Below are 21290 nucleotides of genomic sequence, written 5' to 3'. Positions count from 1 at the left end.
TTGAGGCATGAGGACTGTGCGGTGCCTTAGGGCATCGCTTATCAAGTCCTCATAATTATTGGTTTTTCATCAGCATGAAAAAATGGCCGGGCCAGATTCTTCGCATGGCGAATGCCTCACGGTCACCGGCAACAAAGTCCGGGAAGTAGCGTTTGGGCGATTGGCGAACAATGTCGTCCAAGATTGAGCGTTGTGACGTCTGACTGTCGAAAGAGGCGACCGGCTTGCTTATCCGGCCAGTGGTTTTGTCCAGTGTGTAGCCTTCTGCCTTGCCGTGTTCGGTGAGGGTCCAAACGCCGTTGACGTTATCCGTGAGTGCCTTGAAGGGCGGTAGCCTGACGTCCTTGTTGGTGGTTTGGACAATATGGTCCTCGTACCTGACTTTGTGGTAGGTGGCGAACTGGCTGGCGAGTGGGGGCTGATCAGCCCCTTCATTAGAGAATTTTTTTACCATCTTCTCCAGGAACGGTATGCCACCAATGTTTGTAAACGCACCTTGGGCCGGGTCCAGAATGTGTCGCAAGAAACCCTGGTCGATACGGGTGCTGTTGATCGCCGAACCCTCCAGGACGCTTGACGCGATTGCGGCGTCCTCTGGCTTGAAATCGAACGTCACCTGATACCCTTCCCCGTCATAGCGAACGTTACTCCCCCCGAATTGAAGGCCGTCGCTGTAATGACGATAGGTACCGAGTGCTATGGCCACGTGATCTACAAAACGCAGGTCAGCACCCTCCGCTGCGGCGTAAGCGTACATATCCGAGATCAAGGCACGATCCTCAGGGTTGAGGAAATCGGCGTGGTTTTGAGTGCCGTTATAGACGGTGGCAGGTGGCTTGGCGACCGGCGGTTCACCCCCCCGTACAAACGCGAAATCAGGTGATCACGCCCACTTGCAGGTAGCAATTTCGGGTTGGCAGCCATTGGGGTTGCGGTTGCTTGCAACTCTTCCCACGCTGAACGTCGCTCATTGAGCGTTAAGGCACCGCCAACGTCCTTCGCAATTAGGCTGAGCTGATCGCGCGCAAGCCCTTTGAAAGGGTTGCTGTCAATGCCATCGACGAAGCCGTTGGCCTGCCGGGCCCGAGCCAGGAGCTCCGGGTTATCGGTATTGGGAAGCGCTGCACCGTGTTGTTTTTTGTTGGCAATGTAGTTATCGCCGGTAATCGAGTGGAACGGGTTTTCGCTCTCCGAGCCCGCGCGTTTTTCAGCACGCGCTGCCGCTTCGCTCAACTGGTGAGCCAGGATTGAGACGGTGCTGTTGGTAACTTCACCGTTCGAAGTTGACGCGGCAATGGGCTCTTCTTTATCTGACGAAACCGCAAACACGGGCTCGGCGTTGGAAGTACTACTTGTTGCCATACGATTAGTGGCTGACGACGCATGAAGATTAATAGATATCATGGATCACTCTTCCTAAATAGGAGGACAGCGCCGCTGCCACATCATCAATATCATTGTTTTCCATGTAAAAGAGCCCAAAAACCAAACTGACAAAATACTTTTCAGTTGATTAATAGCTATATTTTAATACGCCTGAATCGACGCCAGCAGGACGCGTATAGCGAGGTGTGCCCCCGTATACATCATGATAGATTCTAACTCGCGAGCCATTACCAAACGACTGAGTGTTAAAATCCTGCACTGTGCCAGACGAATGCGGAGTGATTCTCCTGCAATCCTCTTGAGAGCTGAAGGGCCTTGAATAGCAAAGCCTCACATCCTCCCTGATGCTGTCAGGGTAAAACGTTGTACTCCATTGAATTCCCACTAACTGTTTGGGATCAATGAGCGTTCCTGGGGGAAAGTCCGAGCTAACAACACTGAAACTCGCAAACCCTACACCCGGATGAGTATCGGAATTGGATAACACCAATACGGGACTGGGGTCCCCAGACTTTGAAATAGAACTTTCTTCCGCAACGACCACCCCACCGGCCAATACCAGCAGAGCAGTAACAAGAGCACGCATAGGCTTGTTTGCATTTACGGAGCAACGAATCACTATCGAGCCACTCATAATCACCACCATCGCTTGAGAAGTTAATACGTAAGAGCCCAATGGATCCAGCTGTAAGAATCACACTTCTACCATTGCACGATTCATTAACCGTAGAAACCCACGCACTTCCTAAAACATTCAAGGACAGCTCTGTAATACTAATAAGTAGGAATACGCAGGTATTTTCCTAATCCCGCATGCCCGCTATTTAATTTGGGCTTTGTAAGGCTACTCAGGCGAGTCAAGCAGGCTGAACAGATTGTTCATCCAGATCGCTCGCTTGGGGGGCGGATCGTCGCTGTCGGCAAGGGCATCCATAAGGGAGCGACTCTGCGCGGAACCAACAGAGGTTTCCAGGATGAAGCCCTGCTGAGCTTCATCCTCTGGAGGCATTGTTGGTCGATGCAGCTTGCCGGTAGCGGTGTCCAGCGTGTAGCCAGCGGACTTACCCAGTTCGGTCAAACTCCACACGCCATTAACGTTGGTGGCAACTACCTTTGAGGGCGGCAGTTTGGTGTCCGTGTTCGTCGTGACCAGGACATTGTCCTTGTTTTCGATCCGGTTGAAGGTGGCGAATTCGCTGCCGAGCGCGGCTTGTGAAGCACCTTCAGCAGAGAACTTGAGCACCATCTGTTCAAGGAACGGTATTCCGCCGATGTTGGAGAGAGATCCGTAGTCCGGGTTCAGAATATGCCTTAAGAAGCCTGGGTCGATACGGGTGCTGTTGATGGCCGAACCATTAAGAATGCGCGAGGCAATAGCCGCGTCCTGCTCCTTGAAGTGGAAGGTGATGCGATAACCCTCCGAGGTATAGCCATTGTTGTGGCTCAGCTGCTGACCGCCGTCGCTGAGATGTCGATAATGGCCGAGCTGCCAGGCCAAGTCATCGACGAAGGCCAGATCAGCACCTTCAGCCTGCGCGTAAGCGTACATCTGCGAGATCACGGCACGATCATCGCGGTTGAGGAAATGATAAGAGCTCTGAGTTAGGTTGTAGGAGGTCAATGGTGGTTGGGCCACCGGCGGCTCGTAGTTGCCGAACACGCGAGCGACCATCAGAGCATAGCCGTCAATCGATGCCTGACTCGCGCTGCTCGCCTGGGCGGGTGCCGTAGATTCCATCTCTTGCCATGCGGCACGGCGTTCGTTGGTGGTGAATGCGCCGCTGTCGTCATGGGCGATCAGGATCAACTGATCACGTCCCAAGCCCTTGAAGGGGTTGCTGTCGGAACCGTTGATGAAGGCGGTTGCCTGTCGGGCGCGGGCCAGGAGCTCTGGAAGATCGGTGTCTGGCACCTCGGCGTCATGCTGCGCTTTATCCGTAAGGTAGCTGTCGCCGATGATCGAGTCCGGCGGATCGGCGAGTGGCTCTGCGGTGCGGGTGTCGGCGCGCACTGAGGCTTCGCTCAGCTGACGAGCCAAAACCGATACGGTGTGGGGCGCACTATCAGTGTGTGTAGCGGTAGATGCACCAGCCGTGTCTGCCGTTGTCTGCATTGCTGGTGAGGTTGCGGCATTAACCGGACTGCTAGCCAAACGATTGTTAGGCACTGAGGAATAAGCGTGGATAGTTGCCATGAGAATTCACCCTGTAGAGGCGGCTAAAATTTTACCAACTGCACGTTTTTTATTTATCAGAGCAGAGGTCACCGTAATAAGTGACCCTTGCACGGTATTACGAGTTAGTACCTATATCGAAAAGTCACTGTATCAACGCCAGCAGGACGACTGTAGGGTGGTGTGCCCCCTAAGACATAATGCTTGATGACAACACGTGATCCGTGATTGAAACTCTGGGCATTAAACTCATAGATAACGCCAGATGAGTTAGGAGCGATATCCACGCAATTAGGTTGAGAACTATAGGGGCGAAAGTAACAGAGTTCGACCTTTGAATTGGCACTTTCAGGGTAGTACGTTGTACGCCACGCGATCTCTAGTAACTCTTTCGGATCAGGCAAAGTACCACTGGGAAAGTCCAACGAGTTCGCGTAGAAATTGGCTAATCCAACACCCTCATTGGACAAAACCAGCACAGGACTTGGCGTATCATCTTTAGTGAAAGATCGCTCTTCAGCCAACGCCAAACTAGCAGACACAAACAGCAAGAGCGCAAACAAAACGAGTATGAACTTACGAACATTCAAACCAAGCATTAAAGTCAACATCTCGATTGGAATTTTCATAACCCTCACCTTATTAATCAACGGTAGGAAGTACGGCACTACCGTCGCACGCTTTTTTAACCGAAGTAAGATAGCAACGTCCTAAATTCACGAAAGAGCAATCTGTAATACTAATAAGTAGGAATACGTCGGTAACGTCCTAGTCCCGCCTCCCCTCTACCAAAACCGCTTGTTTCAGGTCATGCTTCGCCGCTCATTTCAAGGACGATAACAACAATGAAAACCGCTCTACGCGCCCTGTTCCTGATTTGCCTCACCGCTCCCGCCTTCGCCGCCGAAAACCTCGTCGGCTTCAAGACCACCACCCTGCCCGATGCGCAAAACAACCGACCACTCGAACTGGTCGTCTGGTACCCCGCTACCACCACCACCCAACCCAAGCTGATCGCCGACAACGCAGTCTTCATCGGCGCCCTCGCCGTACCCGATGCACCACCCGCCAGCGGCGAACATCCACTGGTCGTGCTCTCCCACGGCTACGGCGGTAATTGGGGTAAACAGACGTGGCTGGCCAGTGCGTTGGCCCATCAGGGCTATATCGTCGCGGCGGTCAACCACCCCGGCACCACCACCAAGGACCGCAGCCCGCAAGCCGCCGCGCAGTTATGGCAGCGCCCGGCGGACTTGAGCCGTGCTATCGATGCAGTGTTGGATCAGCCCACGCAATTCGGCGCGGTGGCGAACAAACAGATCGCCGCTGTAGGCCATTCCCTCGGCGGCTGGACCGTGCTGGAAATCGCCGGTGCACGCTTCGATCCTGACCTGTTCGTCAAGGAGTGCAGCACCTATCCCAAGCTGGGCGGTTGCATTGGCTACTACGAGATGAATCCCGCTGCCACGCCAGAGGGCAAGGCCAAGCTGGCCGCTGACTTGAGCGACAAACGCGTCACCGCCATTGTGTCGTTGGACTTGGGCCTGTCGCGCGGCTTTACCGACGCCAGCCTCGCCGCATTGCCGGTGCCGGCGCTGGTGATTGCGGGGGGTGTGCCAACGGAAGATATGGCGCCTGAATTGGAGTCCGCCGATATGGTCCGGCGGATGGCAAAAGCTTCGACGCAGTATGTGGAGATCGCCGACGCTACCCACTTCAGCTTTATGTCGATCTGCAAGCCGGGGGCGATTGCGTTGATTGAAGAGAGCTCGCCGGGGGATGGCATGATTTGCCGGGATGGCGAAGGCGCTCGGGCGCGGGGAGTGATTCAGCAGCAGGTTGTGGGGCTGATTACTGGGTTTTTGAGTCGGTCGTTTCGGAACTGATTAAGGCGGAACACTCAACTCAAAGTGGTATGGATGGGAGCGGCCCAAGGTCCTCACATCGATACCACTGATGATTACTATCGAACCGCTCGCCTATAGGCCGACCAACGGCCCTTCCTATAATCGCTTCCCACTTCTTCCCATGCGCCTGGCCTCAGGCGACATCCCCTCTTGGAACCCATCACTATGCCAAGCGCGAGCCAGGCCTCCAGCGGCCGTCCCGAACATAATCAACAAAGCGTCAAACAGCAGTGGCTGGCGATTCTCTCGGTCGCGGTAGGTGCTTTTGCCCTGGTGACCAGTGAATTCCTGCCGGTGGGCGTGCTCAACGATGTCGCCACCGACCTAGGTATCAGTGCCGGCCACGCGGGTTTGATGGTGACGCTGCCCGGCATCATGGCCGCCCTCGCTGCACCGTTTCTGTCGGTGAGCATTGGCGCGATGGACCGTCGTTATCTGCTGATCGGCCTGACGCTGATCATGATCATCGCCAACTCGGTCGTGGCCTTTGCCAGCGACTTCAACCTGCTGCTGTTCGGCCGTGTGTTGCTGGGCATCAGCATCGGCGGTTTCTGGGCCACGGCCATTGCCCTGAGCGGTCGCCTGGCGCCCAAGGGTGTGGGCGTAGCGAAGGCGACTTCGATCATCATGATGGGCGTGACCCTGGCCACCGTACTCGGCGTGCCCGTCGGCACCTGGCTCAGTGGCCTGATGGGCTGGCGCATGACGTTCCTGGTGACCGCGCTGGTGGGCATTCCAGTGCTGTTGGCGCAGATGTTCCTGCTGCCAAGACTCACGCCGGAGAAGGCCATTCGCATCAGTGATCTGCCGGCTTTATTTATCAACCCACAAGCGCGGGTCGGCTTGATCGCAGTGTTGCTGATCGGGCTGGCGCACTTTGCGGCCTACACCTATGTCGCGCCGTTCTTCAAACACAGCTCTGGCTTCGACGGGCCGACCATTGGTTCGCTGTTGCTGCTGTACGGCGTCGCAGGCGTGATGGGCAATATTTTTGCCGGGTTCGCGGCTAACCGCAGCGTGCGCAATACCTTGCTGCTGGTGGCGTTGATGATCGGCACCAGCACCGCGCTGTTCCCGTACTTCGCCACCGGCATGACCGGCGCGGCGATGCTGATCGCGCTGTGGGGCTTTGCCTTTGGCGCCTTCCCGGCGTGCGCGAGTATCTGGATGTTTGTGGTGGCGCCCAAGGATGTCGAGCGCGGCATGCCGCTGTTCGTGGCGTTGTTCCAAGTGATCATTGCCCTGGGCTCGTTCTTTGGCGGGCAGATCGTCGACCAGATGGGCAGCGCGGTGCTGTTGAGCCTGGCCACGGCGCTGGTAGGTTGCGGGTTTGTGACGGTGCTGGTGTTGGGACGCAGGGTCAGCAACAGCTTGGCGGCGCAGCCTTGCTAGCCATTGGCTGCGATTTTTAAGCTGGTATCATCCGGGCACGTTTAACCCAGGTAGACACCCATGAATCGCCAGAAAAAACTGCAGCAGCTGTTCAAGGCCAAGGCCAAAAAGGCCAGCGCCAAATTGGCGCCTAAATCCAAGGACAGGTACATCAGCAAAGCAGAGCGGGAAAAGCTGGCGGCTGAAGCGGATCAGGCGCCAAGCGTTTCCCCGCAAGACTGACTCAGCAGCCGCTCAGCGCCACCTGACGGCGCTCGCCCACAAAGAAAAACGGCCGCAGGCGCACGCCTACGCTGTTACCGATAAACGCCGCCACCAGCCACACCCAGCCATGCAGGCTGCCCGAGGCGATGCCGCTGAAGTACGCGCCGATGTTGCAGCCGTACGCCAGGCGCGAACCGTAACCGAGCAGCAGGCCGCCGATCACCGCAGCGATCAGCGAGCGGGCCGGGATCTTCAGGCTGGGGGCGAAACGCCTAGCCAGGCCGGCGGCCAACAGCGCACCGAGGACGATGCCGATGTCCATGACGCTGGTGATGTCCTCCCACACCGGCGCCGCCAGGGCCTTGGCATTGCCCGGCATCTGCCAGAACGCCCAAGCGCTTACGTCCACACCCAAACCACTCGCCACCTTGGCGCCCCACAGGGCGAACGCCGAAGTGATGCCCCACGGCCGCCCGGCCAGTGCGAGGGTGGCGTAGTTGAGCAACGCCAAACCAATCGCGCCCCACACCAATGGCCATGGCCCACGCAGGAAGCGGCGCAAGCCCTGATGTTCGCTGGTCACGCCCTCTTCAAGCTGGCCGTGGCGGCGCTTTTCCAGGCGCACGGTGACGGCCGCGATAAGCGCAAACATCGCCAGGCTGGCGAGCAACGCGGGCACTACGCCGAAGCTCTTGACGATGGACACCGCCGGGAACGCCGGCAACGCAAACCACCAGTCCACATGGTGTGTGGCGATCAGCGAGCCGCAGATAAAGAACAACAACGTCACCAGCATCCGCGCATTACCGCCGCCCACGGTGAATAGCGTGCCCGAGGCACACCCGCCACCCAACTGCATGCCGATGCCGAAAATAAACGCGCCAAACACCACCGACACCCCGGCCGGCGCCACCAGCCCGACCACTGGCTGCCCGAACAACGTGCCCGCCCCCAGCGCCGGGAAAAACAGCAGCACTGCCAGCGCGAGCATCACCATCTGCGCCCGCAAGCCAGCGCCACGGCGCTCATTGATGAACACGCGCCAAGCGGAGGTGAAGCCGAAGGCAGCGTGGTAAAGGGTCAAGCCCAGTGCGGCGCCGACCACCAGCAACAGCACCTGGCGCGAACCGACGCTGTTTTGCAGGAACAAGGCGCCCAGCACCAGGATGACAAAGGCCACCAACGGCGCGACAGGCTTGCGCGCGGGAGTGATAGGGAGAGAGGTGCTCATGGGGTATCTCGGTTTGTTTGAAGGGGGGATTTCGAACGGGCGAGTATAGCCTGTGGGAGTTGTCGGACTTCAGTGAGGCTGCGATAGCGGTGTGTCAGGCAACATGGAGGTTGGCAATGCCGCCGCCATCGCAGCCTCGCCAGGGCTCGACAACTCCCACATTGACCGTCACTGTGGCTGAGTACTGCGCCGGCAGCGCCTGTTCAAATCACCTCGCCCTGTTTGAGGAGTCACGAATACCGCTATGAGTTTCCTCGGTACCTTCCGCTCCCTGCGCAGCCCCAACTACCGCATCTGGGCCGCCGGGGCGTTGGTCTCTAATGTCGGCACCTGGATGCAGCGCACCGCGCAGGACTGGCTGGTGCTGACCCAGTTGACCCCGCACAACGCTGCGGCGGTTGGCATCGTGATGTCGTTGCAGTTCGGGCCGCAGTTGCTGTTGCTGCCATGGACCGGCTTTGCCGCCGACCACTACGACCAGCGCAAATTGCTGATGGTCACTCAGGCGCTCATGGGTCTGCTGGCACTGACGCTGGGGGTGTTCACCGTCACCGGGTTTGTCGAACTGTGGCACGTGTATGTGTTCGCGTTTTTGTCCGGCTGCGCGTCGGCGTTCGATGCGCCGGTGCGGCAGGTTTTCGTCGCGGAACTGGTGGCCGAGAAGGATTTGTCCAACGCCATCGCACTCAATTCCACGTCGTTCAATATGGCGCGCATGATCGGACCCGCCGTGGCGGGCCTGACCATCGCCTCGGTGGGCACCGGCTGGGCATTCCTGCTCAATGGCAGCAGTTTCTTTGCGGTGCTGGTTTCGCTTTTTTTCCTACGGGTGTCGGGACAGCACGCCAAGGTGCGGGCGCTGCGTACCAAGGGCAGCCTGACCGAGGGCCTGCGCTATGTGTGGGCACGGCCGGACTTGAAGGCGATCCTGCTGATGTTGTTTCTGATCGGCACCTTCGGCATGAACTTCCCGATTTTTATCTCGACCATGGCGGTAACTGCGTTCCATACCGATGCGCGCGCCTTTGGCCTGCTTTCCTCGACGCTGGCCATCGGCACCATTGCCGGCGCCCTGCTGGCCGCCGGACGCGAGCGGCCACAGTTCAAGTCGTTGCTCAACGGTGCGGCGATCTTCGGCATTGGCTGCACGCTGGCGGCCCTGGCGCCGAACTATTGGTTGTTCGCCGTGGCGCTGGTGATCATCGGCGTCGGTGCCATGACCTTCAGCAACACCACCAACAGCCTGATGCAACTCACCACCGAACCCGCCATGCGCGGCCGAGTGATTGCCCTGCGCGTCGGCGTGGCCTTGGGCGGCACACCGATCGGTGCGCCTATCGTCGGCTGGGTCGCGGACCACCTGGGCCCGCGCTGGGCACTGGGTGTTGGCGCGTTGTCGGGCATCCTGGCAGTGGGTGTGGCGGTCTACACCCTGCGGCATCGGTTGGATCGGCCCAAGTAACCCTCGCTTCGGCGTCCTTGTATAGGGGGGTGGGGTATGGCACCATCCGCCCCACTATAGGTAGGGGGGTATATCGTGAGCCATATCGCAGCCAACAAAGACAGCCTGATAAAACGGGTTAAACGCATCGCCGGGCAGATTCAGGCGGTGGAGAAAGCCCTGGAGTCGGACGCTGACTGCGCCAAGACCCTGCACTTGGTGGCCGCTACGCGCGGCGCCATCAACGGCTTGATGGAAGAGATCATCGAAGAGCACGCCAGGGCGCACGTGGCGGATCCTTCCCTCAGCGAGGAAGAACGCAACAAGGGTGTCGAAGAACTGCTCGAAGCCATCCGGCGTTACGCCAAATGACGCTCATGACAAATCACGCCCACGAGCATGTGTTCCTCGGCGCTGCCCACGAAGAGAACGCCAGGCGCACCCTGTGGGTGGTGATGCTGACAGTGGTAATGATGGTGGCGGAAATTGCCGCCGGCTACGTCACCGGCTCCATGGCCTTGCTGGCTGATGGTTTTCATATGGCGACCCATGCCGGTGCCTTGGGCATTGCCGCCGCAGCCTATGCCTATGCCAAGCGCCACGCGCGCAGCCCGCACTACAGCTTCGGCACCGGCAAAGTGGGCGACCTGGGTGGCTTCGCCTCGGCGCTGATCCTGGCGCTAGTGGCCCTGGGCATTGGCGTCGAGTCAGTGATCCGCCTGCTTGAACCCACCGCGGTGCAGTTCGGTACCGCGACTCTGATTGCCATCGTGGGCCTGGTGGTGAACATCGTCAGTGCGCTGTTGCTGGGGCACGGCCACAGCCACGAGCATGACCACGAGCATCATCACCACAGCAACGACAACAACCTGAAATCCGCCTATGTGCATGTGCTCGCCGATGCGCTGACCTCCGTCCTCGCCATTGCGGCGCTATTGGCCGGGCGCTACCTGGGCTGGGTGTGGCTGGACCCGGTGATGGGTATCGTCGGCGCCATCGTGATTGCGCGTTGGGCCTGGAGCCTGATGGGCGTAACCGCCGGCGTGCTGCTGGATCAAACCGATGAGCACGTCGCCGCCGAAATCCGCGAGCTGGTCGAGCAACCCGGCGACGCCAGGATTACCGACCTGCACGTGTGGCGCGTCGGCCCCGACGCCCACGCGGCGATTGTGAGCGTGGTCGGCCAGGCGAGCACGGATGCCGACAGCATTCGCGAGCGACTCAAGCCGGTGCATGAAGTGAGCCACCTCACCGTTGAGTTTCGTTTGGCGTGAGTGCGCCCCCTTTACCCCATCTCCAGGTGACCTCTTGGCTAAAGACATCGAAAACCCCTGCGTCTCCACCTGTCAGCTCAGCGGCGACCTGTGCGTCAGCTGTGGACGCAGCAAGGACGACATCCGCAAGTGGAAACGCATGAAACGCCCCGAGAAAATGGCCGCGGTGCAACGTGCAACCCAACGCTTGAAGGCGTTGAAAAAGGCTAAGTAAGCCGCGTATTCAGGAGCGCCCAATCGACCCCGACACCGGAAGATTACCCAGCAGTTTGAGCCCGGTGCTTTTCACGAAGGTGTCGTAGTCCATCGGCTTCTGGATGCGCGTTTCAGCGTTGGGCAGCACGTAGGCCCAGGCGCGCTGGCTGGAGGCGTCGTACACCAGCTTGAACAGGCGCGTCGGCACCCAGACCTTGTTGTCGCCGATGGTGCTGTAACCCTGGTCAAACAGCGGCCCGGTAAACACATACACATCGCCGCCGGCGCGCTTGGCAAACTTGCGCACGTCCGCCTCGACCTTGCTCCAGATCTTGCGGTTGTTGGTGGGGTCTTGGGGCACCATGTTCGACAGCGCAAACGACTGCGCCATGGCGCGGGCGTTGGGAGCATCGGCGGCCGGAGCCTGGTGGCCGCGGTCAACGGCCGGGTGCTGGCTGCGGTAGTCGCTCAGCTCCGCGCGGCCGCCTTTTGGAATTCGCGGGTCGGCATAGAACTGGTTGGTGCGCTCCTCGCCTTTGGCATCTTTCAACTGCGCAGCGTTCAGGCGTTCGACCACCACCAACGGGGTCTTGCTGGTCTGTGAGTAGAGCACCGCAAACGTCTCGGAACACAGCGCCAGGGGTTTCATCGACGCCGGAACGGTGGCTGTCTTAATTGGGGCGGCGGCAGGGAAGAGATCGGCACAGCCATCGAATGAGGCGCGTTGTTCGGTGGGGGTGTAGGGGTTTACCAGACTGCGGGCATCTACAGCGGTAGAAAACAAAACAAGGGCCGACAGCCCGACAGCGATAGTGCGTAGGTACATGCTTTAAATCTTATGGTGAGGGTAACGGAGAAGCGCGAATGTTCGTGCGGGGCTTATGGACCCTGATTCGTCTGTTTGGTGCCGCGAGACTCACGGATAAGGTTGAACCTCTCCTACACGCAGGGGCTCAGAAGCCTACATCCTCGGGAGAATTTTATGACCCAGACAGCACTCGTCGTAGGCGCCAGCGGCATCGTTGGCAGCGCCATCACCCAGCTACTGCTTGAACAACAATGGCAGGTCGCCGCGCTGTCCCGCCAGCCATCACAGGTGCCGGGCGTGATTCCAGTCGCCGCCGACTTGCAGGACCCGACATCGCTGCAACTGGCCTTGGCCGATCTGAAACCCACCCACGTATTCATCACCACTTGGTCGCGCCAGGCCACCGAAGCCGAGAACATCCGCGTCAACGCCGCCATGGTGCGCAACGTGCTGGATGCCGTGCGCCCCGCCGGCAGCGTGCAGCATGTGGCCTTGGTCACCGGCTTGAAGCACTACCTCGGGCCGTTCGAAAACTATGGCAAGGGCAGCCTGCCGCAAACCCCGTTCCGCGAAGAGCAAGGCCGCCTGGATGTGGAGAACTTCTATTACGCCCAGGAAGACGAAGTGTTCGCCGCCGCCAAAAAGGACGGCTTCACCTGGAGCGTGCATCGCCCGCACACAGTCACCGGCGTGGCCGTGGGCAATGCGATGAACATGGCGACCACCCTTGCCGTCTACGCCAGCGTCTGCAAACACACTGGGCGCCCATTTGTATTCCCAGGTTCCCGCGTGCAATGGGACAGCCTCACCGACATGACCGATGCGCGGCAATTGGCACAACAACAGCTGTGGGCCGCCACCACGCCGGCGGCGGCCAACCAGGCGTTCAACATCACTAACGGCGACGTGTTCCGATGGAAATGGATGTGGGGGCAGATTGCCGATTATTTTGGCCTTGTACCCGCAGACTTCCCGGCCAAACCCTCGCCGCTTGAGAGTCAGATGGCCGACGATCAGGCAGCCTGGAGCCAGCTCGCTGCGGAGCATGGGCTGAAGGAAACGGACATCAGCCGCCTCGCCTCGCCCTGGCACACCGATGCTGACTTGGGGCGCCCGATTGAGGTGGTCACGGACATGTCCAAGAGCCGGAAGATGGGGTTCACCGCCTACCAGGCGAGCGACCAGGCATTTTTCGAGGTGTTCGATAAGTTGCGCGAAGCACGGTTGATCCCTTAACGCACCAGGGGCAGCGTCACCACAAATTCGCTGCCCTTGCCATGCCCATCACTCATCCCCGTCACCTTACCGCCGTGGGCTTCGACCAATTCACGCACTACCGTCAAGCCAATGCCCAGGCCCGTCACGTTGAAGCCGATGGCGTGTGTGTCTTGCACGTACGGGTCAAAAATGAACGGCAGTGCCTTGGCGGTAACACCGATGCCATTGTCGGCAATACTGATCCGCAGCACTTTGGCGGTCACGGTGGCCGTCATGCTGATGGTGCCGCCTACGGGCGTGTACTTGGCCGCGTTGGCCAGCAGGTTGTGCAAAATCTGCGCGAGTCGGCCCGGGTCGCCGTTGACGATCAGAGCAGCGTCAGGCAGCTCGACATCAAACTGTTGCTTTCGCGCAATCATCACCGGGCTACAGGCATCGACGGCGGCATTCAGAATACGCAGCATGTCCACTTCACTGCAGTTGATACGCAGCTTGCCGGTGCTGGCGCGCGAGACATCCAGTAAGTCGTCGACCAGTTGAGAAATATGCTGGACTTGGCCCTCGATCAACTCGCGCATGCGCGGCAGTTGATCACTGGGCAGCCGTACCATTCGCTCGGCAATCAGCTTGATGGGGGTCAGCGGATTACGCAGTTCATGGGCGACCATCGCAAGGATGCCTTTCTGCTGGTCCAACGCTCGCTCCGCTGTCGCCTGCAGGTCCTGGGCGCCGAGCGCTGCGATGACCAGTTGCGCGTTGGCCTCACGCATTTCCTGAAACAGTTGCTCTTCCATGCCCGGCATGGCGACCGGTACGGATTGGGCCAGGAGTATGGCGAGCACCAACTGCTGGTTGGCCTCGATCAACTGCTCGACGTGCTGGGAATCCTCCAGGCGACTGTTGGCGTCACTCAGTTGCTGCTGCAATGCGGCCAGTACCGCTCGGGCTTCAACGGTTTTCTGGCCGAGCAGGAAGAGTTCGTGGGCAGCATTGGCTGCTTCACGCTCGTCCTCTCCAGCGCGTTTACTCATGGGTCAACTCAGACATTATCGTTCCTTAATTGGCTGGCTAGTCGGACGACCACCGAGCAGCCCTTCCTGGTCAGCGAGCATCTCGCCGATCTGCAGGCCATCGTCATTGATGTGATATTGGCGCAGCTCATCGCTGTGGGCACTGGCACGCACCTTGACCACGGCCATGATGCGCAACAGGCGGCTGCGCACTTCGATGTAGCGCTGCACGATGATCGCATCGGTCAGGAACGCCGTGCCGTAAGGGCTGAAGCGCAGATCGGTGTAGCGGTCTTCCAGCTCCGAGGTCATCAATACACTGACCCCGGCGCGGGTCAACGCGGTAACCATGCGTGACAGCGACTCACGGAAGTCCGCACGAAAGGTCGGCGCCAGGGCCAGCTCAAAGCCCGACAGCGAATCGATGACCACCCGCGTGGCGTTCAAGCGGCTGATCTCGCTCAGCAACAGTTGGACGATTTCGTCGATGGACAAATCCGGCGCCCGGCTGTCCACCAGGCTGACCCTTCCGCTTTGGATCAGGTCTGCCAGGGTAGCGTTTTGCGAGCGGTTGGGCCGTTGCTCGAACACCGCGATAACGCCGGTTTCGCCATTGCGCGCACCCTCGGCCAGAAAGGTCGCCGCCAGGATGCTCTTACCCGACCCAGAAGGCCCCGCCACCAGCAGCGAATAGCCGCGAGGCAAACCGCCACCAAGCATTTCGTCGAGGCGTGGCACGCCCATTTTCAAGCGCTGCATCGGCAGCGTCATCGGTATCTCGACCGGGTTGAGCGGCGCAGGTGCGAACACATTGATGCCGGAACTGGCGATGCGGAAGGTATGCAAACCCGGCAAAGTCGGTTGGCCGCGCATCTTCATGACTTCCATCTTGCGCACCATGGAATTGCGCTCAACACTCTGGCGCAGCCAGATCAACCCGTCAGCTACGGTGAATATCGGGTTGGTGTCGGTTTCGGTGAAGTACTCACCAATCAGGAAGGTGGTCGCCTGCCAAGTGGTCATCAACATGCCCAGTTGTTGAACGAACTGCGGCAGGTTGTTGTTGGGGTTGTGCTGAGTCTGGCTAGCCAGCACCACCGAACGAAAGGAATCGACAAACACCAGCGACGGTGAATGCGCCTCCACTTCGCTGACGATGCGCCGCAGCACTTCATCCAGGTCACCTGCCAGCGTGTCGTCAGCCAGGTTGATGTAGCGAATCGAGTGGTTGATCGCATCGTTGTCGAAAAAGTCGAACTGCTGCTGATAACGCAACATCTTCAACGGCGGCTCACCCAAGACAGTGAAAAACAGCGCGGGCCGCTCAGGTGTCGCTAGGGCGAACATCATCTGATGCGCCAGCGTGGTCTTGCCGCAGCCGGGAGGGCCGGCGATCAGGTTGAACGAAAACTCCGGCAAACCTCCGCCCAGCACCTCGTCCAGCCCTGGCACGCCGGTAGCCAGGCGGTTGATAGTTACTTTGGTGCTCATGGCGAATTTTCCTGCGAAGGGGTGTCGCTCAAAGAAGGTTCCCACACGTCGCGCAGCAAACGGGCGGTCAGCGAAGGCCCGATCAGCGTGGTCAGCAGCGTGTAAAAGGTGATCAGCAGCCCTTCACCGAAAAGCAGTGCATCCGCTTCACTTTGCTCAACCAGCACGGATTTGAGGCCGAGCAGATCCGGCGCCGCCTGCGCACGTTCAAACGTGCTGGTCAGGTGGGGATGAATGGAGGCGCTCAGGTGGATGCTGCGGCGTGTCAACGCAACAACGCCCTGCTGGCCGATGATCGGCGTCAGTGCGGCATCCATGCCTTGCAGTATCGACACGATCACTTCGGCGATACGCGCGGTATCAGCGCTGGGACCAACACGGTGCGCCAGAGAAGCTACGATCCGGCGGCTCTCTTCGCTTAGCGTGGACATGACGGGCTTATATCCGATGAATTGAGACCCAGCGTACACCCTATGGCGCTCGACCGAAGGTTTATTGAGTCGCTGTCTCAACACCAGCCCTTCGCCCCGGCCTGAAACCATGGGCACGCGCCGCCCAGACAATTGCCAGCGCCACGCCGATCAACACGAGCATCGCCCACGCAAACGAGGCCACGCCCCAGGTATCCAGCAGCACACCGCCCACCACACCACTGCCGGCGATTGCGCTGTTCCACGCCACCACGTTCAGCGATAACGCCACATCCGCCCCCTCGCCCGCCGCGTCGGCCAGGGCGGTTTGCAGCAGCGTTGCCGCACCGCCGAAGCTCAAGCCCCATACCGCCACGCCGAGGTAGATCACCGCGGGCACTGCGCCAAGAACACCGAATACCAGGCTCACTGCCGCAAACATCACCAGGCTCACTAAAACGGTATTGCGCAGTAACGGCTCAACCAATTTGGCGGTGATCCAGATCCCCGCCAACGCGGCGATGCCAAATACCAGCAGTACCAGTTCCACGCGCTCAGCCAACCCGGCTTGGGCCACAAACGGGGCTATGTAGGTGTAGAGGATGTTATGCGCGAGCATCCAACTGATGACCACCGCCAGCACCGGGCGCACGCCCGGAGTGGTCAGCACCTTGCCCAGCGACAGACGTTGATGCGCGGGCTGGGGCGCATAATCCGGTACTTTCACCAGCACCCAGGCAATCAGCACGAGGCTCACGGCCGACATCAGGCCGAACGTGGTACGCCACCCCACCAGCCCACCCAGCCAGGTACCCAGCGGCACCCCCAGCGACAGCGCAATCGGCGTGCCGACCATCGCCAGCGCCAACGCTCGACCTTGTTGATGCGGCGCGACCATGCGCCGGGCGTAACCGGCCAGCAGGCTCCAAGCCAACCCCGCCGCCACCCCGGCGAAGAAGCGCGCCACCAGCGTCACGCCGTAGTGGGACGACAACGCGGTGATCGAATTGAACAGCAGAAAGCCGACGATGGTCAGCAGCAGCACGTTGCGTCGGCGCCAGCCACGGGTGGCGATGGTCATGGGGATCACCGCCAGTACCGAACCCAGCGCGTACGCCGTGACCATTTGCCCGGCCATGGACGGCGAAATGCCCAGATCGTCGCTGATCAACGGCAACAGGCCGGCGGGCAAGGTTTCGGTGACGATGCAGATAAAACTGGTCATCGCCAGGGCGAGCAAGGCCCCGATGGGCAAACGCTCGGATGCGGCCGATAAAGTGAGTGAGGGGGTCACAAGAAACTCCTAGGCAAGATTTAGATACTGATCGATACAGATGTTGCGGGCGATCGGCGCGCGTTGTCAACGACTTATGTATCGACTAGTATTTATCTCGTTTTCCCCACCGGAGACCTGAAATGGCACAAATGGGCCGCCCCCGTAATTTCGACCGCGAACAGGCCGTGGAACAGGCCCTGCACCTGTTCTGGCAGCACGGCTACGACGCCACCTCCCTGGCCCAGCTCAAGGCTGGCCTGGGCGGTGGGATCTCCGCGCCGAGTTTCTATGCTGCATTCGGCTCCAAGGAGGCGCTGTTCGATGAGTGCGTGCAGCGTTACCTCGCGACCTACGCCCAGGTCACCGAATGCCTGTGGGACCAAGCCCTGCCACCGCGTCAGGCCGTCGAGACGGCGCTGCGCCAATCGGCGCGCATGCAGTGTGAAGACGGCCACCCCAAGGGCTGCATGGTGGCACTGGGTGTGATGAGCGCACCGAGCCCGGAGAATGCACGGGTGGCGGATGGGTTGACCCAGTCGCGCCTGCGCACACGGGCGGGGATTGTGGCGTGTGTTGAGCGGGCAAAGCGTGAAGGCCAGCTACCCGAAACGACGGAGGCGGCGGTGATGGCGAGTGTGTTTGACAGCTTTTTGCAGGGCGTGTCGCTATTGGCGCGCGATGGCGTGCCGCATGCAACGATCGATGGGGCGATCAGCCAGCTCATGCTGACATGGGATATTGCCGCGTCCATCGCGCCGCCCATTCGGCACCGGGGCGGGCACTAAAACAACCACCGGTAAAAGTCGCAGCCCACCTGCCCCATCTTTAGCCCATACGAATAAAGGCGCTCCGAAGAGCGCCTTTATTCATTCCAGCCTTACTGCTCGCTGATGGATTTCACGTCAGCCTTGGCCGCACCGCCAATCGCAATGCGCTTAGGCTTCGCTTCCTCCGGGACCACCCTGAGCAGATCAATGCTCAGCAACCCATTGGCGAGTTGCGCGCCCTGCACTTCGATGTGGTCGACCAGGCGGAACGACAGACGGAACGCGCGCTGGGCAATGCCTTGGTGCAGGTAAGTGATGCCCTCATCGTGTTCACGCTTGCCACCGGCGACGGTCAACACGCCTTTTTCCACCTGGATCTCCAGGTCATCCTCCACAAGTCCTGCGGCCGCGATGACGATCCGGTAATGATCATCCCCATGCTTTTCGACGTTGTGAGGTGGATAGGTGGTACCGGCCTCGCTGCGAAGCGCCGATTCAAAAAGGTCGTTGAACCGGTCAAAACCAACGGAATGACGGAACAGAGGGGCCAACGAGAGAGTAGTAGCCATTGCAAAATCTCCTGAGTTTTCTCCAAGTGATTTGATACGCGACCCGCATTCGGCATCGCGTAAAACCTAAGTAGGATCAGGGGAAAAATTTCAAGCGGCGCCCACAAAAAAATTTTACTCGCACCGAAGATTGCGTGAAGACCGGCTGACGCACCGGCGCGCCAAGGCCATCGCGAGATGCACTCATGCTGTGCGCTTCTATCGCCCCGGAGAAATCCAAGGCAAAAAAAAGCCTGCATCTCTGCAGGCTTTCTCTATCTGGCTCCACGACCTGGACTCGAACCAGGGACCCAATGATTAACAGTCATTTGCTCTACCAACTGAGCTATCGCGGAATGCGCCGTATGTTACTGATTGAAAAGGAGAAGTCAAGCTTTCAATAACATTCCGGGCGATTAATCCGGATGGCCGGTTGAAAGCTGTGACTCCTTGGCCAATTCCAACCAGGCCCGAGCGGCGGGTGGCAAGTGGGCGCTGGCTCGCCAAGCCAGGGCGATGTGCCAGTCGGTATGAGGTTCGTCCAGGGGGATCAGGGCGATGCCGGGGTGTTGGTGCTTGTGCGCGAGCATGCGCGGCAGGAAGGCCGCGCCGAGGCCGGCGGATACTAAGTCGACGATAAAGTCGATCTGGCCGCTGCGCGCTGCCACACGCGGTTGCACGCCTTTGCGCTCGCACGCGGCGAGGATTTTGGCGTTGAGGGCGAAGCCGGCTTCGAACAGGATAAATGGCGAATCTGCCAGGTCGGTGAAGTCGATTCGTTTGCGCTGGGCCAGGGGGTGGCTGATCGGCAGGACGGCCATCAGCGGTTCGTTACGCACGGGTTGGTAGTCGAAACCTTCGTCTATGGGCAGCAAGAGGGCCGCCAGGTCGACCTCACCTGCTTCCAGGCATTCACGCAGTCGTTTACTGCCGTACTCGGTCAGTTCGATGTCGATGTCGGGGTAGCGTGTGCGATAGGTGGCAAACATCGTCGCAAACAACACGCCACAGCCCACCGGCGGCAGGCCGATGCGCAATACACCGCGTCTGAGACCACGCAAGTCATTGATCTCGGCGACCAGATCGTTGTGTTCGGCCAGCAAAACCAGGGCGCGGCTGTAGGCGATTTCGCCAGCGGCGGTGAGTTGATTGCGATGGCCAAGGCGGTTGAGCAGTGGCATGCCCAGTTCGTCCTCCAGGGTTTTGATCGCCTTGCTCACACTCGACTGGGTCAGGGACACCACTTCAGCGGCTTGAGAGAAACCGCCTTGGCGAACCACTTCGACAAAGGCACGCAGTGTTCTCAGGTTCATCAGTATTCCTTTTTCGACTGACTACTAGCGATAAAAGTTGTTTTTATCATGACAGAAGTTTGCCTATCTTGGAGGCACCTTGCCTTGCCGAGATTCCGTGCATGATCATTTCGTCCGCCTCTGACTACCGCGCTGCCGCCAAGCGCAAGCTCCCGCGCTTCCTGTTCGACTACATCGACGGCGGCGCCTACGCCGAGCACACGATGCGCGCGAACAGTTCGGACCTGGCCGAGATCAGCCTGCGCCAGCGCATCCTGCGCAATGTCGACAACCTGAGCCTCAAGACCACGCTATTCGGCCAGGAACTGGACATGCCGGTGATCCTCAGCCCCGTGGGCCTGACCGGCATGTACGCGCGGCGCGGCGAAGTGCAGGCGGCGAAGGCGGCGGCCAACAAGGGTATTCCGTTCTGTTTGTCGACGGTGTCGGTGTGCCCGATCGAAGAAGTGGCCTCCCAGAGCTCGCAGTCGATCTGGTTCCAGCTCTACGTGCTCAAGGACCGCGGATTTATGCGTAATGCGCTGGAGCGCGCCCAGGCGGCCGGCGTCACCACGCTGGTGTTCACCGTCGACATGCCCACGCCGGGCGCACGCTACCGTGATGCCCACTCGGGCATGTCCGGGCCGTTTGCGGCGCAACGGCGCATGCTGCAGGCGGTCACAAAACCGCAATGGACCTTCGACGTGGGCTTGATGGGCCGTCCACACGACCTGGGCAATATCTCCAAATACCTCGGCAAGCCTACCCACCTGGAAGACTACATCGGCTGGCTGGCGAACAATTTCGACCCGTCCATCAGTTGGAAAGACCTGGAGTGGATCCGCGAGTTCTGGAAAGGCCCGATGATCATCAAGGGCATCCTCGACCCCCAGGACGCCAAGGACGCCGTGAGTTTTGGCGCCGATGCCATCGTGGTCTCCAACCATGGCGGCCGCCAGTTGGACGGCGTGTTGTCCACTGCCAAAGCGTTGCCACCGATTGCCGAAGCCGTGGGCGATGAGCTGACGGTGCTGGTGGACTCCGGCATCCGCTCCGGGCTCGACGTGGTGCGCATGCTGGCCCTGGGTGCCAAGGCCTGCCTGCTGGGGCGTGCCACCGCCTACGCGTTGGCCGCCGACGGGCAGCATGGCGTGGAGAACCTGCTGGACATCTTTGCCAAGGAAATGCGCGTGGCGATGACACTCACTGGCGTCACATCAATTGACCAAATTGACCACACCACTTTGGTTCAATCAGCCAAATAACT

The 21290-nt window shown here is 59.7% G+C and carries 22 protein-coding genes and 1 tRNA gene; 10 read left to right on the top strand and 13 right to left on the bottom strand.

The window, feature by feature from the left end; genetic code table 11:
- Nucleotides 1-55 precede the first annotated feature (55 nt).
- The 4 genes from AB4N82_RS19180 to AB4N82_RS19165 form a co-directional block, all read right to left on the bottom strand.
- Nucleotides 56-769: a hypothetical protein gene (locus AB4N82_RS19180; protein WP_460102613.1), complete on the bottom strand. Its 714-nt coding sequence runs from the start codon at nucleotides 767-769 to the stop codon at nucleotides 56-58.
- Nucleotides 766-1404 (bottom strand): hypothetical protein, encoded by a 639-nt coding sequence (locus tag AB4N82_RS19175; RefSeq protein ID WP_460102610.1) that lies wholly within the window; start codon nucleotides 1402-1404, stop codon nucleotides 766-768. The genes AB4N82_RS19180 and AB4N82_RS19175 overlap by 4 nt, the downstream gene beginning before the upstream one ends.
- A gap of 826 nt (nucleotides 1405-2230) precedes the next feature.
- On the bottom strand, nucleotides 2231-3397 hold the full coding sequence (locus AB4N82_RS19170; protein WP_163034997.1) for a hypothetical protein: 1167 nt from the start codon (nucleotides 3395-3397) through the stop codon (nucleotides 2231-2233).
- 287 nt (nucleotides 3398-3684) lie between these two features.
- Nucleotides 3685-4188 (bottom strand): hypothetical protein, encoded by a 504-nt coding sequence (locus AB4N82_RS19165; protein ID WP_163034998.1) that lies wholly within the window; start codon nucleotides 4186-4188, stop codon nucleotides 3685-3687.
- Nucleotides 4189-4404: 216 nt separating this feature from the next.
- Between AB4N82_RS19165 and AB4N82_RS19160 the strand changes: the two genes are divergently transcribed.
- From AB4N82_RS19160 to AB4N82_RS19150, 3 genes are all read left to right on the top strand, one after another.
- Complete coding sequence (locus AB4N82_RS19160; protein WP_122764625.1) at nucleotides 4405-5445, top strand: alpha/beta hydrolase family protein; 1041 nt, start codon at nucleotides 4405-4407, stop codon at nucleotides 5443-5445.
- 186 nt (nucleotides 5446-5631) lie between these two features.
- Nucleotides 5632-6858: an MFS transporter gene (locus AB4N82_RS19155; protein ID WP_032885915.1), complete on the top strand. Its 1227-nt coding sequence runs from the start codon at nucleotides 5632-5634 to the stop codon at nucleotides 6856-6858.
- 60 nt (nucleotides 6859-6918) lie between these two features.
- Complete coding sequence (locus AB4N82_RS19150) at nucleotides 6919-7080, top strand: DUF2986 domain-containing protein (RefSeq protein WP_081797666.1); 162 nt, start codon at nucleotides 6919-6921, stop codon at nucleotides 7078-7080.
- Between the two features lies 1 nt (nucleotide 7081).
- Here AB4N82_RS19150 and AB4N82_RS19145 read toward each other — a convergent pair whose 3' ends face one another.
- On the bottom strand, nucleotides 7082-8293 hold the full coding sequence (locus AB4N82_RS19145; protein ID WP_122764624.1) for a YeeE/YedE family protein: 1212 nt from the start codon (nucleotides 8291-8293) through the stop codon (nucleotides 7082-7084).
- A gap of 244 nt (nucleotides 8294-8537) precedes the next feature.
- Here AB4N82_RS19145 and AB4N82_RS19140 point away from each other — a divergent pair, with 244 nt between their 5' ends.
- The 4 genes from AB4N82_RS19140 to AB4N82_RS19125 all read left to right on the top strand — a co-directional run bounded on the left by AB4N82_RS19140 (nucleotide 8538) and on the right by AB4N82_RS19125 (nucleotide 11222).
- A complete protein-coding gene (locus AB4N82_RS19140; RefSeq protein ID WP_032885918.1) occupies nucleotides 8538-9755 on the top strand; it encodes an MFS transporter in 1218 nt (405 codons plus the stop codon).
- A 75-nt stretch (nucleotides 9756-9830) separates the two neighbouring features.
- Entirely contained in the window at nucleotides 9831-10106 is a 276-nt protein-coding gene (locus AB4N82_RS19135) for a metal/formaldehyde-sensitive transcriptional repressor (RefSeq protein ID WP_032885919.1), read from the top strand.
- Nucleotides 10103-11008 (top strand): CDF family Co(II)/Ni(II) efflux transporter DmeF, encoded by a 906-nt coding sequence (dmeF, locus tag AB4N82_RS19130; protein WP_032885920.1) that lies wholly within the window; start codon nucleotides 10103-10105, stop codon nucleotides 11006-11008. Before AB4N82_RS19135 ends, dmeF begins: the two co-directional genes overlap by 4 nt.
- A gap of 34 nt (nucleotides 11009-11042) precedes the next feature.
- The gene (locus tag AB4N82_RS19125) at nucleotides 11043-11222 is read left to right on the top strand and encodes a DUF1289 domain-containing protein (protein ID WP_032885921.1); all 180 of its coding nucleotides are present in this window, start codon (nucleotides 11043-11045) and stop codon (nucleotides 11220-11222) included.
- A 9-nt stretch (nucleotides 11223-11231) separates the two neighbouring features.
- On the opposite strand, the gene AB4N82_RS19120 is transcribed toward AB4N82_RS19125, so the two are convergent.
- A complete protein-coding gene (locus AB4N82_RS19120; RefSeq protein ID WP_032885922.1) occupies nucleotides 11232-12029 on the bottom strand; it encodes a DNA/RNA non-specific endonuclease in 798 nt (265 codons plus the stop codon).
- Between the two features lie 156 nt (nucleotides 12030-12185).
- Between AB4N82_RS19120 and AB4N82_RS19115 the strand changes: the two genes are divergently transcribed.
- Entirely contained in the window at nucleotides 12186-13247 is a 1062-nt protein-coding gene (locus AB4N82_RS19115) for an SDR family oxidoreductase (protein ID WP_122764623.1), read from the top strand.
- On the opposite strand, the gene AB4N82_RS19110 is transcribed toward AB4N82_RS19115, so the two are convergent.
- From AB4N82_RS19110 to AB4N82_RS19095, 4 genes are all read right to left on the bottom strand, one after another.
- Nucleotides 13244-14260, bottom strand: a complete 1017-nt coding sequence (locus tag AB4N82_RS19110; RefSeq protein WP_460102598.1) for a sensor histidine kinase — start codon at nucleotides 14258-14260, stop codon at nucleotides 13244-13246. The genes AB4N82_RS19115 and AB4N82_RS19110 overlap by 4 nt on opposite strands.
- Before the next feature lie 15 nt (nucleotides 14261-14275).
- On the bottom strand, nucleotides 14276-15730 hold the full coding sequence (locus AB4N82_RS19105) for an ATPase domain-containing protein (protein ID WP_032885925.1): 1455 nt from the start codon (nucleotides 15728-15730) through the stop codon (nucleotides 14276-14278).
- The gene (locus AB4N82_RS19100; protein WP_122764620.1) at nucleotides 15727-16161 is read right to left on the bottom strand and encodes a hypothetical protein; all 435 of its coding nucleotides are present in this window, start codon (nucleotides 16159-16161) and stop codon (nucleotides 15727-15729) included. Before AB4N82_RS19100 ends, AB4N82_RS19105 begins: the two co-directional genes overlap by 4 nt.
- A gap of 61 nt (nucleotides 16162-16222) precedes the next feature.
- Nucleotides 16223-17434: an MFS transporter gene (locus AB4N82_RS19095; protein ID WP_460102594.1), complete on the bottom strand. Its 1212-nt coding sequence runs from the start codon at nucleotides 17432-17434 to the stop codon at nucleotides 16223-16225.
- 122 nt (nucleotides 17435-17556) lie between these two features.
- Here AB4N82_RS19095 and AB4N82_RS19090 point away from each other — a divergent pair, with 122 nt between their 5' ends.
- A complete protein-coding gene (locus tag AB4N82_RS19090) occupies nucleotides 17557-18201 on the top strand; it encodes a TetR/AcrR family transcriptional regulator (RefSeq protein ID WP_179178660.1) in 645 nt (214 codons plus the stop codon).
- 92 nt (nucleotides 18202-18293) lie between these two features.
- Here the strand turns inward: AB4N82_RS19090 and AB4N82_RS19085 are convergent, their stop codons facing one another.
- The 3 genes from AB4N82_RS19085 to AB4N82_RS19075 all read right to left on the bottom strand — a co-directional run bounded on the left by AB4N82_RS19085 (nucleotide 18294) and on the right by AB4N82_RS19075 (nucleotide 20044).
- Nucleotides 18294-18752 carry an Hsp20 family protein gene (locus AB4N82_RS19085; RefSeq protein WP_032885931.1) on the bottom strand — a complete coding sequence of 153 codons (459 nt, stop codon included), beginning with the start codon at nucleotides 18750-18752 and terminating at the stop codon, nucleotides 18294-18296.
- A 259-nt stretch (nucleotides 18753-19011) separates the two neighbouring features.
- Nucleotides 19012-19087 (bottom strand) — tRNA-Asn (locus tag AB4N82_RS19080).
- A gap of 60 nt (nucleotides 19088-19147) precedes the next feature.
- Nucleotides 19148-20044: a LysR family transcriptional regulator gene (locus AB4N82_RS19075; protein ID WP_122764617.1), complete on the bottom strand. Its 897-nt coding sequence runs from the start codon at nucleotides 20042-20044 to the stop codon at nucleotides 19148-19150.
- A 101-nt stretch (nucleotides 20045-20145) separates the two neighbouring features.
- Here AB4N82_RS19075 and lldD point away from each other — a divergent pair, with 101 nt between their 5' ends.
- Nucleotides 20146-21288 (top strand): FMN-dependent L-lactate dehydrogenase LldD, encoded by a 1143-nt coding sequence (lldD, locus tag AB4N82_RS19070; protein ID WP_122764616.1) that lies wholly within the window; start codon nucleotides 20146-20148, stop codon nucleotides 21286-21288.
- The last annotated feature ends 2 nt before the right edge of the window (nucleotides 21289-21290 follow it).

This window comes from Pseudomonas sp. H1_D04 (genome assembly GCF_054683855.1).
The sequence above is the reverse complement of the archived record's forward strand: the minus strand, read 5'-3'. Positions and strand labels throughout refer to the sequence as shown.